Source organism: Nitratidesulfovibrio sp. 1201_IL3209, assembly GCF_036763125.1.
In the GTDB taxonomy this organism is placed as follows: domain Bacteria; phylum Desulfobacterota; class Desulfovibrionia; order Desulfovibrionales; family Desulfovibrionaceae; genus Cupidesulfovibrio.
Genome location: NZ_JBAIYT010000043.1, coordinates 20,893 through 33,263 on the forward strand (window position 1 = coordinate 20,893; position 12,371 = coordinate 33,263).

Below are 12,371 nucleotides of genomic sequence, written 5' to 3' on the forward strand. Positions count from 1 at the left end.
AACGTGGGGGTGCTGGGGTGCTTTCTTCGCCATCTTCCTACCCAAGGGCCGCAAAGCCCTTCTTTTCGCCCTGCTGCGGCTTGCTCGCCGCTACCCGCGTCCTGCTGGCCGGGGTCATGCCGAACTCGGTCAGAAATTTGTGCATCAGCGTGGCCGCCGTGTTGGCAACCCCCACAAGAGGGTGCTGTATCGTCGTGCCGTTGGCGGTCATGGTTGTCAGGAGCGGGCTTTTCGCATCAGCGTAGATCGCCGCTTCCGCCTCAACCCACCGGCCATACGCCTGGCAGTAGGCGGCCAGTGCCGCCCTGTCGATGTTCGACAGCAGGCCCAACCGGTGAAGCTCGTCCGTGATGCGTCCCCACTCCTGCAACGCTTCCCGCGACAGGTGGCGCGGCGCGCTCGGTATTTCCGGGTTCGGAATGGCCTCGTCGGGGTTCATCCGACATGGCTGTGCGGTACCCCTGAGGATCTTCAACTTGCTCGGTATCGGCTTGCGTCCTGCCATATTTTCAGTGGGTTGCCCCCACCCTCCATTTTGCACGCGCAGCAATCTGCCTGCCCACCACGGTCTAGGTACGAAGGCGCCAGACTTTCGCCCCCCCCTGCCGCACGCCGCATCACCGCAGCGGCCTCCCGCCGTCCTCCCGCGCCGTCTTGCGGCTGTGGCAGCGGTGGCACAGGGGCTGGAGGTTGGCGCGGTCGTCTGTGCCGCCCCGTGAGCGCGCCACGATGTGGTCCACGTCGGTCGCTGGCGTCACCCGGCCCTGCCTCGCACACTCCCTGCACAGCGGCTCGTCGCGGAGCACATCGGCGCGTAGCCTGCGCCATGCTGCGCCGTATCCTCGGCTGTGCGAGCTGCCCCTGCGTGCGTCGTGTGCTGCTGCTCTGGCCTTTGCCGCATCCGCCCTGCGCTGCTCGGCCTGCGGTCGGTGCGCATCGCAGTATCCAGACGGATCGCGCGTGGTGGCTGGGCATCCGGTCCAGCGGCACGGGCGCAGCGGGCGCAGCGGCATGTCATCTCCTCGTCACACAACAAGCCCCCCGAAAGGGTTATCACGGCAGCCTGTGCATGTGCTGCCATCCGGTACGTCCTGCGAATTGTCGGGCCTGCGGGGCTCTCCGACCGTGCCCCCTTGCGGGGTGTGTGCGCCGTCGTCGCGCATGCTCCACATCAAACCGCGCCCGTTTATCCGTCACGCCCCCGGTAGGGCCGATCGGCAGCCGGAGGGGACGCTGCCGCAGGACTCTCCTCAATATCCGCCACCCGCCTTGCGCTGGGCCGGGCAACCCACGGGTTACTGCGCGCCAGCAAAAAAACCCTTGATCATGCCCCACACCCCGGCAGCGCCTCCTACCGTGCCAAGCCAGCCGCCGACTTTTGCCACGGTGCGAATGCTGGTGATCGTCTGCGCGTGATCCGCAAGCTGCTCGTCGTGGCGGCACACCGTGTCATGCACGGCATCAAGCTTGCTGTCGGTGGAGTCAAAGCGCTCGTCTACACGGGCAGCGAGGGCCGCATGTCCCTCTGCGAGGCGGGCAGTGCGCTCGTCAATGCGCTCGATAGCGCGGTACAGCCGGTCATCATTCATCGCGGCCCCCCTCTGCCCAAGCGCGGAGGGCGGCCTTGTCTGCATTGCACGCGTCGAGCGCTGCGGTGCGGTCCAGCAGCAGGCCCAGCAGGTCGCCGTTGGTCTGCACGTCCTGCGTCGGGACGGCGACGGGCTGCATCAGCGCGTCAGGGGGCGTCATGCACACCACCTCTGGCACCGTCACGGTCTGCACCCGTGGCGAGCATCCGCACATGAGCAGGGAGATTGCCGACGATCTCCGGCAGGCAATCCACGACAGGTTGCGCGTGCTCAACCAGCGCCCGGTCGAGGGACGCTCGGCACTCATCGTCGCTGTACCGGTGCCCGACCACCACGTCGCGGGTGTCGCCGAAACATTTGGTGGGCACCCCGGCGATATCGAGGTAGCCGACATTGCGCTTGCCCTCCCACACGGGCGTCACCGACAGGATCAGAGCGGCGGCTGCCGCCCCGACGACGGCCACGATGGTGCGCCTACCGGCCATGGCGCACCTCGCTCGCAGGGTACAGGGTGGTGGTCACGCGGGCCTCCCACCATCTGGCAACACGCCGCGCCCACGCGCAGGGCATGCCGATACGGCACAGCAGCGCGTAGATGTTGAGGGCGTTGAGATGGTGCTGGAGCCAGGCGCGCATGATCTCTCCCGGTTGAGAGGGCGTGGGGCGTGCCGTTGGCAGAGGCCCCTGTGTGCGGCGCGGTGCTGGCCGATGTCTAGCAGCGCGGCGCTTGCCCTTTGCGTCAGGGTACGGCGGATACGCGGGCGCGCAACACAAAGTTGGTTGGAAACCGGGGTTTCCAACCAAAAAGAAAGCCCCCTATGCGGGGGCCTGCTGCGTCTCCGGTTCATCCATGCCTATCGGTGGTGTATATCGGACCACTTCCTCGTGCGTGTCGATGATGCCGCCACACGCCGGGCACCAGTAAAGGCGGCTCCTCCCGCTCCCTACCGGCACGGTCTTGACCACATCGCACACCACGTCGCGCCCGCCCTTTCTGCACTCCGGGCACAGGATACCGTTGCGGGGGCGGCTCATGTTCTGGCCTCCTCAAAAATGTACGCGGCGACGGGGAATGTACGCCCGTCCATGGCCGGTTGCATTTTCTTCGTTGGGCGGCACTGTCCGAGGGATTGCAGGCGTTTCACCTCGGCCCGCGTCCGGTTCACTGTCCAGTTCATCGCCGCAGCGATCTCGGCCACGGTATACCCATCATCGGCAGCAGACGTGCCTATCTTTTCCAGTAGCGCCCGAATATCCATAGCTAACCCTGCACGGGAACCGGGCGCATCGTGTCGATGTTCAACAGGTGTGCTTTCCATGAAAAACCTCCGTCGTCGTTGACGTCGAACGAAACGAGGCCGAAATCCACCACGCCAGAGCACTGGCGGACGCCGTAGTTGCTGCCCGGACCCTGGAGGGCGGGTGTCGTCATGGCGAGGTGGGTGGGATTGCCGCTGTACTCGTGGTAGTGCACGTGACTCCTGATTATGACGCGGGCCAGCGGTGCCCAGTCACGCTCGCTCCACAATACGTTCCACACGCGCTCGCGGCTGATGGCTGTATGCCGCCCATGCGGCACGCTGCTGCCGCCTATCTTGTGCTTGAAGTCAAACACGAGGCCGTTGACATCCAGCCAGTCGTGCCCGCGAATGCGTGCTCCAAGTCTGCGGGCAACGGCGGCCTCCCAATCTTCGCCGTCCGGCCCCACGTGGTATGGCGTGCCGTGCGTCATGAGGCAATGTGCCGCGTCCGCTTCGGCCAGGCACTGCACAGCCATGTCGGACTGCTCGGAGAGATTGGAGGTGATCAGTTCAACACCTCCGTTGCGGCCACCGCGCCCGTCGATGGCGTCGCCGTTGCACACCAGCCATTCAATGGGCTGGAGAGCGCGCAGGGTGCGGGCGTAAAAGTCCCACAACTCACGCTGGAGCATTCCCCACGCGGAGCGACTTTCGCTGGCGTCGTGCAGGCTATACTGCCAGCCCGGCGGTGTAAGCCCGGCGCGATGCCCGCAGTGGAGGTCGGAAACAACGACGACGCGCTTACCCATGCGCGCCGTCCTGCATTCTGGAATCTCGAATTTCGCCCATTTCCTGCACCCGCAAGGCCATCGCTGCGAGGTAGTTGATGGCCCCGTACAGTTCGCGCACGGCGGCGTCAGGCCCCTTTATGCGGTGCAGCCTGCCAGCCTCGACGGTCTTCTTTATCGCCTGATAGCCCAACGCGGCGCACGGGTGGTCGCCCAGCAGGCGGGTAATTACCATGATTGGCTGTTGGTCAAACGGGTCGTCCGTGGCGTGGCGCTCATGGCCCTTACCGCCAGCGGCTTGATGGTAAGCCTGTGATAGCACCTCGTGCAGGGCGGCATAATTGGCGTTGACCTGCCCCGCTTGCGCAAGGGGGGGGAGCCATTTTCGTGGCACCACGAAAATGGTCCGTATCAACGTTGTTACAATCGCCGTCGTCCAGCGTGGGCAGACTGTTGCCGTCAACTCCATACTCATCAGGGACCACAGGACTCTGCATGTCGTCTCCACGTCCGCTCATATGCGAACCGTCTTTTACGCCGTCCGTTTCGTCGGTGCGGCGCTCATACCGCAACGTCGCCTCGCGCTGGAGGTGGTACACTCGGTATATCTCGCAGTGGTTCTCGCACCAGTCGGGATCGCCCTTGCCAAGGTGGCAGCGCTTGCACACTCCGTGCTCCGCGAGGGGCTTGGACAGGTCGAAGTCGTGTCTGTAAATTTCGGAAATAGCGTCGCTCACATGTCCCCCGTCGGCACAATGTCGATTTCCCAGCGCGGGATAGCGCTGTAGTATTTGCCGGTGCGCGGCAGATATTCCACCACCTGCTTGTCGTCGCTCCAGTACCGGCATTGCGTGAGGCAGTCCTTGACGTGCTTGAGCAGGTTGTCGAGGTCCGGCTTGACCGTAGGGCGGATGCGGCCCGCCTGCGCGTCGGCCTTCCATTTCTGCGACTTGCTCTTCGGGATGGGCAGGTAGGCCCGTACGCCGAGCATCACGGGGCCGTCCATCGGCTCGGGTGGCTGATGCCTGGCAAGGTACGCGGTCAGGGTTTCCTCTGCCCGGCGCTGCTTGGCGTGCTTGTACGTGCGCGCATGACCGTTGGCGACGCCATGGCGGGCGCGCATCTGGCCGACCGGAACGATGGGCACGTAGAGGGAGATTCCGCGCCCGGTCTCCGCGAGCATTTTGCGGGGCTGCGCAATATGGTCACGCTGGCCGGGCTGGGCGGGCTGCACCGGCGGCGCAGGGAGGGGTCTGTGTTCGCCGAACATCCCAGGCTCAACCTCCTGCCTAGCCGCTCGCAGCATCCACTTTTCGAGCCCACCGGCCCGCTGAATTTCGGCGACAGGGACGCTCACTCCACCCCCTCGAAAAGCGTCGCGGCGCACCCCGTGGGCCGGTCGTCTTCCAGCTTTCCGCGCGCCTCAAGGGCTACCAGCATGGCGGCATTGGCGAGCACGTGCCAGAGGTGCGGCATCCCGGAATCACGGTCCTTGTCCTGCCCGGCCTTGTAGGCGGTGATGTGCCGGTCCAACGCGCCGATAAGACGCCCGGCCGAGAACCCCGCCTCCCAATTCCGCTCGCCGTACCGTTCCGCCCCTCGCGTGAAAACTTCGGCCAGTGCGTGCTGGGCCTCCGGAGGTATCAGGTCGTAACGCGGCTTTCCCGCGTCGTCCTTGCGTCCGCTCGTGCTCCCTCCTTTTACGCCGTCCGTTTCGTCGGTGTGGTTGCGCTCATATCGCAACGTCGCTTCACGCTGGAGATGGTACGCCCGGTACGTCTCGCAGCGCTCCCGGCACCAGTCCAGGGCGCCTTTGCCGAGGTTGCATAGCGCTTGCACTGCCCGTGTTCCGCGAGAGGCTTGGACAGGTCGAAATCGTGGCGGTAGATTTCGGATTGCGTCGCTCATCGCTGTATCTCCTCGTGTATCCTCGCCGCCTCGTCCGCCCCGTGCGTCAGCACAGCGTCCCAGCCGTCGAGGATGGTCATGCCCGCATCCTCTGCGCCAGTTTCGCCAATACCGCCTGTGCCCCGGCGCGGTTCCGTGCTGCCTGCTCCTCGGTCCAGTGCGTTCCCTCGGCGTTGCCTTGTGGGAGCGCTTGCGCGTCCGCCGCACCCGGAGGGATGTGCTGGGGGCGCTCCGACAGTTCGCGGTAGGCCGCGAGAATGTCGGCGGGCTTCGGCATGTACTGGCACCGTCTGCGCGCAGCCTTCGCAGCATCCCGCAAGGCAGCGTCCGTCAGTTCTTCCAGGTCCTCGTGCCATACGGTCCCCAACGCGGCTAAATCCTGGTCACCCATCGAGGGAGAGAAGATTACCCGCATGGTTTGCAGAATTTCCCAAATCGCTTGTTTGCTTGCCATTTCCCGGTTCCACCTCGGCTAGGAATCCCGAAACGTCGATCTTGCTTGCATTCACCCGGCGTTGGTAATCCTGTAGCTCCCGGTAAGTCCTCGGCATCGGCGGCCCGTCGCGCGCCGCGCTCATGGCGCGTGGGACAGGCTCCTCGCCGTCCTCCCATCGTCGCGCCGTAATCCACCCCTGCGCCATCTTGGGTGTGCGGCCAGACGCAAGCAGCGCCGGGCGTGCTGCCGCCTCACGCTGTGCTGCTGCGACGATCTGCGCCACAAGCGACTCGGTAAGCTGGGGTATGTCGAGCCATGCGTCGGCGGCTTCGGCCTTTCCCTTGGCGTATCCGTAGGCCGACCAGAAGCGTTCGAACGCATCAAGGCGCTTCCCGTCGAGGGTGCGGCCCTTGCGAGTGCGGTAGCCCGTTTCGGGAGAGGCAGGCTCAGCAGGCTTTTTCGTGCGCGCCGCACCCGGCTTTGAGGGTGCGGATGCAGAACGCGTTGAGGAAGAAACAGCTTCTGCCTTAGGCAGTACCTCTGAGTTAAGAGAAGTCTCTTCTGGAGAAGGAGAAGGAAGAGGGGCATTGCTAAATGCGTGCTTGGGCATTGCTTGGGCATTGCTTGAGCATTCCGGATGCTTTGCCCATCTGGCAGCAGCGCCTTTCTGCGCCCGCTCTTTTCGGCTTTTCTCGTCAGCAACCCACGGGTTATTTTCTGCCCAATCGTGCAAGGCCATGCCATCGTCGCACAGGTCGATAAAGCCAACCTCTACAAGGGCTTTCGTGAACAACCCGGCGTCGCCATCCCACCCTGCGGCAAGTTCGACATCCTCCGAGTCCATACCCGCAAGGCTTCCGTCGGCACGCATCTTTGCCGCGTAGGCCCAAAGCTGGAGCAAGGACAACAGCGCGTCAGCACCCAGGCGGCGGCGCAGTTTGCGGGCCTTGTGGTGGGCGAAGAAGTCCACGGAAACGCGAAAGTCTGTGTTCACCGCAACCACTCCTCTGGCGTCCGTGCGTTCTTGGAGCGATTGCATGATGGTTCGAGCGCGATAGGTATTTCTTTGGCGCGATGCAGGGTTTTTGAAAGCCTGTCGCGTGCCATGGCGACATATGCGGGGTTCAGTTCGCAACCGACAAAGCAGCGGCCCGCAAGTACGGCAACCCCTCCGGTGGTTCCAGTCCCCGCAAACGGGTCCAGCACCGTGGCCGGGACAGGGGACTTGCCGCAATCGCACGTGGGCGACCATTTGTCGGTGGCGCGCGTCAGGGGTGCCCATCCGGTGCTGTCTGTCTTGGTGGTTCGGTTACCCGGCTGGTGGGCCTGTTCGCGCATGTTCTCGTGGCCGGTGCGCTCGATCACGCGCGCCCACGGATTGCCGCAGGCAGGACACACCCCGTGCGACGACGTTCCGGCCAGCACGCACGGTTCAACTAGCGCGGGCGGGAATACCGCGAAGTGCGCGCCATTGAACTTGGCTGTAGGTACGGACCAGACGCTGCGCCGGTTGCGGAAAGCACCACCGCCAACGGCCTTCATTTTCCCGTTGCTTTTTCCTGGCACACGCGTGCTGCCCTCTTGGGCCTCAATGTCTTGCGCCCACCTTGAGATGGAGCTTGCTGCCGCAGGCTCCTTCACCGCATCCGCGTCGAAAAAATACCGGGGCGATTTGGACAGCAGGAACACGTACTCGTGGGACTTGGTGCATCTGTCGCGCACGGATTCCGGCATGCAGTTGGGCTTTGCCCAGATGATATCCTGACGCAGGTACCAGCCATCCGCGCGCAGGGCGAAGGCCAGCATCCACGGGATGCCTATCAGGTCCTTGGGCTTGATGCCGGGAAACACCCGCGCCATCTGAAGTTGCGGGCTTTCGTAATCCGGGGAGTACGTTTCCTTGGGCGCGTCCTTGTTCTTCCACGCGCCCTTGCATCTACCGGCGTAGCTGTCTGCGATGTTCAGCCACAGGGTGCCGGTGTGGTGCAGCACCCGGCGCACCTCGCGGAAAACGTCAACCAGACGGGCCACGTAGGCGTCCGGCGTGTCTTCCAGCCCAATCTGCCCGGCCATGCCATAGTCGCGCAGGCCATAGTACGGGGGGCTGGTCACGCAGCAATGCACGGACTGGTCAGGCATGGCCCGTAGGCCGTCCATGCAGTCGCCAACGAACATGGATGCGGTGATGGCAAAGGGCTTGCCCTGCGTATCAAGCAACACCCCTACCCCTCCTTCGCCGCCCGATACAACCGGGCTAGGGCACGGTGACGGCGCATGGCGCTGGTGCGGACGTGCTGCTTGTACGGGCGCTTCATCAGCGACGACAGCGCGCGCATGCGCATCAAAATCCGTTGACGCGGGGTCAGGTTCAGGCTATTCATTGGACACCTCGTGCGTGATGAGGTTGTGACTTGACTTGCTTCTCGCCCTCGGTGCCAGCCGGGGGCTTTTTTGCGTCCACTGCCCGTTGTGGCACCGCTCCTCGCACCACGATCTTGCCAGCCACTGGTATGGTGGCGTCGTGTTAGGACACGGTATCAGGTGCGGGCTGGCCAGATACATCGCTCGCGCCCCTTCTCGGGTCGTCGCGCCGACCTGCTCCGGCGTGGTGGGCGGGTGCGGGCAAGGCATCAGTACACCGGCAGCGCCTGGGGGCTTGTCGCGGGTATTGCCACGCCGTCGAATCCCGCGAACACCATCCCCTCGGCGTAGGGATCGTAGTTGAGATTCCACGCCGGGCCGATGATCTGCGGAATGTGGATGGCTCCGCGCTTGCGGGCGGCATGGCGCGCCCTGTCCACCTCCCTGTCGCGCTGGCGCGAGCACTCTAACGAGCACGTCACGGCGCAGTTTGTTTTTTCAAACGGCTGCCCGCATACAACGCACGTGCCGAGGATAGGGCCAAGGTGCCCTCGCCGGTACAGGCGCTTGCGGGTGCGCTCAAGAGTCGTGGCGCAGGCTGCGGAACACGTCTTGCGATTTTGGTTGACGTCTTGAAACGGTGCCCCGCAGATAGCGCACACGCGCACTGGCGCTGCGGCGCGCATCCGCGCTGCGGCTTCGCGACGGCGCACATGCTGGTCCGCGCCAATCTTTTCAAACTTGCACGCCATGCAGCAGTAAACCTGCCGCGCGTTGTGCGGGGTGAACATGGTGCCGCACCATGCGCATGCCTTGTCGGAAATGTCAGTGCGCTGCGGTTCGAAGAAAGCGTTCACGCGCATGGCTACTGCCTCCCCCGCACTTCCGCCGACGCGAGCTCATCGCGGTCCCTGGCGCGCACGAAAACGTCCTCCAGTTCCTTGATGGCTGCTGCCAGCTTCGGCGAAAGGTCGGTGTAGCGCTGCCCGGCGTTGGCGGCCTCGATGTAGCGGGCGACGGCCGTAAAGCCCTGCAAGCACTCCTCGGCCATGCTGGGAGCGTCGGGCGCGCCAGAAACAGGCCTGACGGTGTAGCCGCAGGCGGCCGCAATGAACTCGAGGGGGGCCGGGCCAACGGTGCGTATCAGGGGGATGAGCGTTTCGACGCCCAGCTTCGCGCCGGGGTCGAACTCGTTAAGCTCGCGCTTGAGCGTGGAGTATTCCTTGCCCACGAGGGGAGCCAGCGACTTGATGCTGATGCCCTGCTCGTCCATGGCGCTTTCGATGACTTCGAGGATGCCGCCGCTCATGATCTTTCCCTCGCAATTCGATAATTTACGGTTGCTGGTGGCGTGCTATGTTGCCACCATGAGACACGCCCATCTGCACATCATCACCCGCCGTTGCCGCACCGGCCCGGTCGCCGTGGTCCGCATCACCGACGGGGCAACGCTCGACTGGCGCACCGTGCGGGTGCCGTCGCTGGCCCTGCCGAGCGCCGAGCTTGACGCGGTGGCTAGGCAGGCGCTCCGGCATTCGTTCGCCGGGCACGGCGTGCGGGTGTGCGCGCAGTACTGGTTGAGGCTGCCATCGGGGTAGCCGGGTACAGAGCATCAAGCGGGATGCCGAGGGTCCGGCTGTACCGGATTGCCGCATCACCGCCGATTGCAATCTTCCCCGTGCAATGCTTGTGGACGGTCGCCGTACCAAAGCCGGACATTCGGCCAAGCTCGGCAAACGACAGGCCCTTTTCGGAACGGTAGGTTTCCAGTGCGTTTTCCATGTCGAAATATTGCCTACAGGCTAGAAAAATGTCCACTAGAAATGTCGCCCGCAGGCGAGTTTTTGCATGGCACGCAGGGAGAATGAGACTGGCCACTAAATCCGACGCCCTATGGGGCCTCTTTCTGGATAAGCTGCGCGCGGAACTCGCTGGAGGGTGGGGTTCGCAGGCGCGGCTTGCCAAGGCACTGAACGTCACGCCGGGGAACATCAAAAAATGGCTCGACGGCGACATCAAGACGGCCAACTTCCAAGACATGCTGCGCTACATGGATGTCTTGGGCATCCGGCTTGATGATGTCTTCAAGGACTTCACGCCTGACGAGTGTGGGTATGGGTACGTCCGAAAGGTGCAGGCCAGGCTGGGCGCGGGGTCGTCGCTGGTGACTAACGGTGATGTGGAGGGCCTGTACGCATTCAGGCAAGACTTCATCGTGGAGATGGGCGGAAACCCCGACAACCTGGTGCTGTTCGACGTGACCGGCGACAGCATGGAGCCGACAATTCCAGACGGGGCGACGGTGTTGGTCAACCTGCGGGACACCGACGTGCGGTCAGGCATGATCTACGCCGTGCGGGTGTGCGACGAGCTGATGGTCAAGCGCCTGTTCCGCAACCCCGGAAAGTTGGTGTGCAAAAGCGACAACGAGGCACGGCCAGACATTGAAGTGTCCGGAGAAGACGCCGACTTTTCGGTTTTCGGAAGGGTAAGGTGGACAGCGCGGCGCATGTAGCGTGGAACGACGTGAGCGAGAAGTGAGGACGGGGTGGTGTGATGGAGATATGGTCTGCGGCCAAAGGGGCCATGTCATCTGTACGCGCTATCGCCACGGCGCTGTCGGGATGCTTTGGACGGGCGCCAGCGTGGGCCATAGACGTCAAGCGCACTCAAGATACATGGCACGGCAAGGCAATCTGGGAGATCACCTTGACCATAGAAAACCAAAACCCGGACAGGTCGGTTGAAATCGTTGAAGCCGTGGCAGATGGTGGCGCTATTGTTGAACTGCCCCAGATATGGGTCATAGGCGATGATATACGATTTCACGACGCGAGACAGCCACGCATGACACCCTTGCTTGTGCGCCCCCGAGAGCGCAAGGAAGATTTCATGTATATCGCACAAGACAAACAGCCTACGGTTCGCCTTGTACGATATGCTGGCCTTGAGCGCATGCGGCGATACAGGATGATTATAGGATAATAGCGGCTATCAAAAACGCACCAAGCACACCGCATATCACGCCAACCCAATAACCCATCCAACGGCCTCGCGTGAGCCCTGCCTCAAACGTTTCACATTCACTCCGCATGGCTTCGTGTTCCATGCGTTTCTTTTCTTCGCGTTCCGCAATCTCGCACAGCATTTTTTCAAGATCGTCGCGCGACTGCATGACAAACCTGCCCCATGCCTCCCATGTTTCCAGTTCCCTGCGGTCTCCGAGGGTGGGCACCACTATGGACACCAACGGCTTAGGCATTGCACTCTCCTTTGTTTCTGCGCGAGGCTTCTTCCATGACCATGCGTAGGGCCACGCGCAACCCTAACTTGTACCCAGCCCATCCGCCAAAGCCCAGGCCCACGATGAGGGCCAGCGCCACGTAGAACCACACCATATCGACCTCCGGCCTCCCGGCCATGTTCACCACCCACTACCGGGCGGTGATTTTTTTTACGCGAGTTGTAGCTTGAAGGCAACTTTTCACTTGCCTTAATTGTCGCCTGTGGGCAATATTTACTCACCAACGCCGCCCACCCAGCGAACACGGCCCACGGGCCAGAGTAGCACCGGGGCGCGGCGGAGGTGCCCAGCCGCCCGGCAGGGAGGCCCAGAACGGGAGGCGCAGATACGACGCGCCGAACTAGTAGGGACGCCGAGAACGAGGGGCACGAGGCGGGGTGGTGTCACAACACACAACACCAGGAACAGCAACATGGCGACGCGCAAGAAGAAGGCCGCACCGATGGGCGCGCAGGAATTTATCGACAAATACGGGCTCAACGTGGGCGGCTCCCTCTACCTCCAGGGCACGGGCGTCACGGCCCTGCCGGACAACCTGACCGTGGGCGGCTACCTCGACCTCCGGGGCACGGGCGTCACGGCCCTGCCGGACAACCTGACCGTGGGCGGCTCCCTCTACCTCCGGGGCACGGGCGTCACGGCCCTGCCGGACAACCTGACCGTGGGCGGCTCCCTCGACCTCCGGGGCACGGGCGTCACGGCCCTGCCGGACAACCTGACCGTGGGCGGCTCCCTCGACCTCCG

The 12,371-nt window shown here is 63.7% G+C and carries 22 protein-coding genes; 3 read left to right on the forward strand and 19 right to left on the reverse strand.

Annotated features, from left to right (window positions below):
- Positions 1–37: 37 nt before the first annotated feature.
- The 17 genes from V6B97_RS15625 to V6B97_RS15705 all read right to left on the reverse strand — a co-directional run bounded on the left by V6B97_RS15625 (position 38) and on the right by V6B97_RS15705 (position 9,632).
- Positions 38–439, reverse strand: a complete 402-nt coding sequence (locus V6B97_RS15625) for a phage terminase small subunit P27 family (protein WP_333507455.1) — start codon at positions 437–439, stop codon at positions 38–40.
- Between the two features lie 178 nt (positions 440–617).
- Positions 618–1,013, reverse strand: a complete 396-nt coding sequence (locus V6B97_RS15630) for an HNH endonuclease (RefSeq protein ID WP_333507456.1) — start codon at positions 1,011–1,013, stop codon at positions 618–620.
- Between the two features lie 282 nt (positions 1,014–1,295).
- Positions 1,296–1,589 (reverse strand): hypothetical protein, encoded by a 294-nt coding sequence (locus V6B97_RS15635; RefSeq protein WP_333507457.1) that lies wholly within the window; start codon positions 1,587–1,589, stop codon positions 1,296–1,298.
- Positions 1,582–1,749, reverse strand: coding sequence for an Rz1-like lysis system protein LysC (gene lysC / locus V6B97_RS15640; protein WP_333507458.1), 168 nt, complete (start codon positions 1,747–1,749; stop codon positions 1,582–1,584). The genes V6B97_RS15635 and lysC overlap by 8 nt, the downstream gene beginning before the upstream one ends.
- Positions 1,736–2,074 (reverse strand): glycoside hydrolase family protein, encoded by a 339-nt coding sequence (locus V6B97_RS15645; RefSeq protein WP_333507459.1) that lies wholly within the window; start codon positions 2,072–2,074, stop codon positions 1,736–1,738. Before V6B97_RS15645 ends, lysC begins: the two co-directional genes overlap by 14 nt.
- The gene (locus V6B97_RS15650) at positions 2,064–2,225 is read right to left on the reverse strand and encodes a hypothetical protein (protein ID WP_333507460.1); all 162 of its coding nucleotides are present in this window, start codon (positions 2,223–2,225) and stop codon (positions 2,064–2,066) included. The genes V6B97_RS15645 and V6B97_RS15650 overlap by 11 nt, the downstream gene beginning before the upstream one ends.
- 180 nt (positions 2,226–2,405) lie before the next feature.
- The gene (locus tag V6B97_RS15655; protein WP_333507461.1) at positions 2,406–2,624 is read right to left on the reverse strand and encodes a hypothetical protein; all 219 of its coding nucleotides are present in this window, start codon (positions 2,622–2,624) and stop codon (positions 2,406–2,408) included.
- A complete protein-coding gene (locus tag V6B97_RS15660) occupies positions 2,621–2,908 on the reverse strand; it encodes a hypothetical protein (RefSeq protein ID WP_333507462.1) in 288 nt (95 codons plus the stop codon). The genes V6B97_RS15655 and V6B97_RS15660 overlap by 4 nt, the downstream gene beginning before the upstream one ends.
- On the reverse strand, positions 2,851–3,639 hold the full coding sequence (locus tag V6B97_RS15665) for a hypothetical protein (RefSeq protein ID WP_333507463.1): 789 nt from the start codon (positions 3,637–3,639) through the stop codon (positions 2,851–2,853). Before V6B97_RS15665 ends, V6B97_RS15660 begins: the two co-directional genes overlap by 58 nt.
- Positions 3,632–3,853 carry a hypothetical protein gene (locus V6B97_RS15670; protein ID WP_333507464.1) on the reverse strand — a complete coding sequence of 74 codons (222 nt, stop codon included), beginning with the start codon at positions 3,851–3,853 and terminating at the stop codon, positions 3,632–3,634. Before V6B97_RS15670 ends, V6B97_RS15665 begins: the two co-directional genes overlap by 8 nt.
- A gap of 498 nt (positions 3,854–4,351) precedes the next feature.
- The gene (locus V6B97_RS15675) at positions 4,352–4,888 is read right to left on the reverse strand and encodes a RusA family crossover junction endodeoxyribonuclease (RefSeq protein ID WP_333507465.1); all 537 of its coding nucleotides are present in this window, start codon (positions 4,886–4,888) and stop codon (positions 4,352–4,354) included.
- A gap of 83 nt (positions 4,889–4,971) precedes the next feature.
- Positions 4,972–5,526, reverse strand: coding sequence for a dATP/dGTP diphosphohydrolase domain-containing protein (locus tag V6B97_RS15680; RefSeq protein ID WP_333507466.1), 555 nt, complete (start codon positions 5,524–5,526; stop codon positions 4,972–4,974).
- Between the two features lie 383 nt (positions 5,527–5,909).
- Positions 5,910–6,956 (reverse strand): hypothetical protein, encoded by a 1,047-nt coding sequence (locus V6B97_RS15685; RefSeq protein WP_333507467.1) that lies wholly within the window; start codon positions 6,954–6,956, stop codon positions 5,910–5,912.
- Positions 6,953–8,182: a DNA-methyltransferase gene (locus tag V6B97_RS15690; protein ID WP_333507468.1), complete on the reverse strand. Its 1,230-nt coding sequence runs from the start codon at positions 8,180–8,182 to the stop codon at positions 6,953–6,955. The genes V6B97_RS15685 and V6B97_RS15690 overlap by 4 nt, the downstream gene beginning before the upstream one ends.
- A gap of 2 nt (positions 8,183–8,184) precedes the next feature.
- Positions 8,185–8,343 carry a hypothetical protein gene (locus tag V6B97_RS15695; protein WP_333507469.1) on the reverse strand — a complete coding sequence of 53 codons (159 nt, stop codon included), beginning with the start codon at positions 8,341–8,343 and terminating at the stop codon, positions 8,185–8,187.
- A 249-nt stretch (positions 8,344–8,592) separates the two neighbouring features.
- On the reverse strand, positions 8,593–9,186 hold the full coding sequence (locus tag V6B97_RS15700) for a hypothetical protein (protein WP_333507470.1): 594 nt from the start codon (positions 9,184–9,186) through the stop codon (positions 8,593–8,595).
- 2 nt (positions 9,187–9,188) lie between these two features.
- Complete coding sequence (locus V6B97_RS15705) at positions 9,189–9,632, reverse strand: helix-turn-helix domain-containing protein (protein ID WP_333507471.1); 444 nt, start codon at positions 9,630–9,632, stop codon at positions 9,189–9,191.
- A 58-nt stretch (positions 9,633–9,690) separates the two neighbouring features.
- Here V6B97_RS15705 and V6B97_RS15710 point away from each other — a divergent pair, with 58 nt between their 5' ends.
- Complete coding sequence (locus tag V6B97_RS15710) at positions 9,691–9,921, forward strand: hypothetical protein (RefSeq protein WP_333507472.1); 231 nt, start codon at positions 9,691–9,693, stop codon at positions 9,919–9,921.
- Positions 9,922–10,187: 266 nt separating this feature from the next.
- A complete protein-coding gene (locus V6B97_RS15715; RefSeq protein ID WP_333507473.1) occupies positions 10,188–10,838 on the forward strand; it encodes a S24 family peptidase in 651 nt (216 codons plus the stop codon).
- A gap of 459 nt (positions 10,839–11,297) precedes the next feature.
- Here the strand turns inward: V6B97_RS15715 and V6B97_RS15720 are convergent, their stop codons facing one another.
- Positions 11,298–11,585: a hypothetical protein gene (locus V6B97_RS15720; RefSeq protein ID WP_333507474.1), complete on the reverse strand. Its 288-nt coding sequence runs from the start codon at positions 11,583–11,585 to the stop codon at positions 11,298–11,300.
- Positions 11,578–11,721: a hypothetical protein gene (locus V6B97_RS15725; protein ID WP_333507475.1), complete on the reverse strand. Its 144-nt coding sequence runs from the start codon at positions 11,719–11,721 to the stop codon at positions 11,578–11,580. The genes V6B97_RS15720 and V6B97_RS15725 overlap by 8 nt, the downstream gene beginning before the upstream one ends.
- A 318-nt stretch (positions 11,722–12,039) precedes the next feature.
- Between V6B97_RS15725 and V6B97_RS15730 the strand changes: the two genes are divergently transcribed.
- Positions 12,040–12,371, forward strand: a 332-nt coding sequence (locus tag V6B97_RS15730) for a hypothetical protein (RefSeq protein ID WP_333507476.1), incomplete at its 3' end; no start/stop codon positions are given.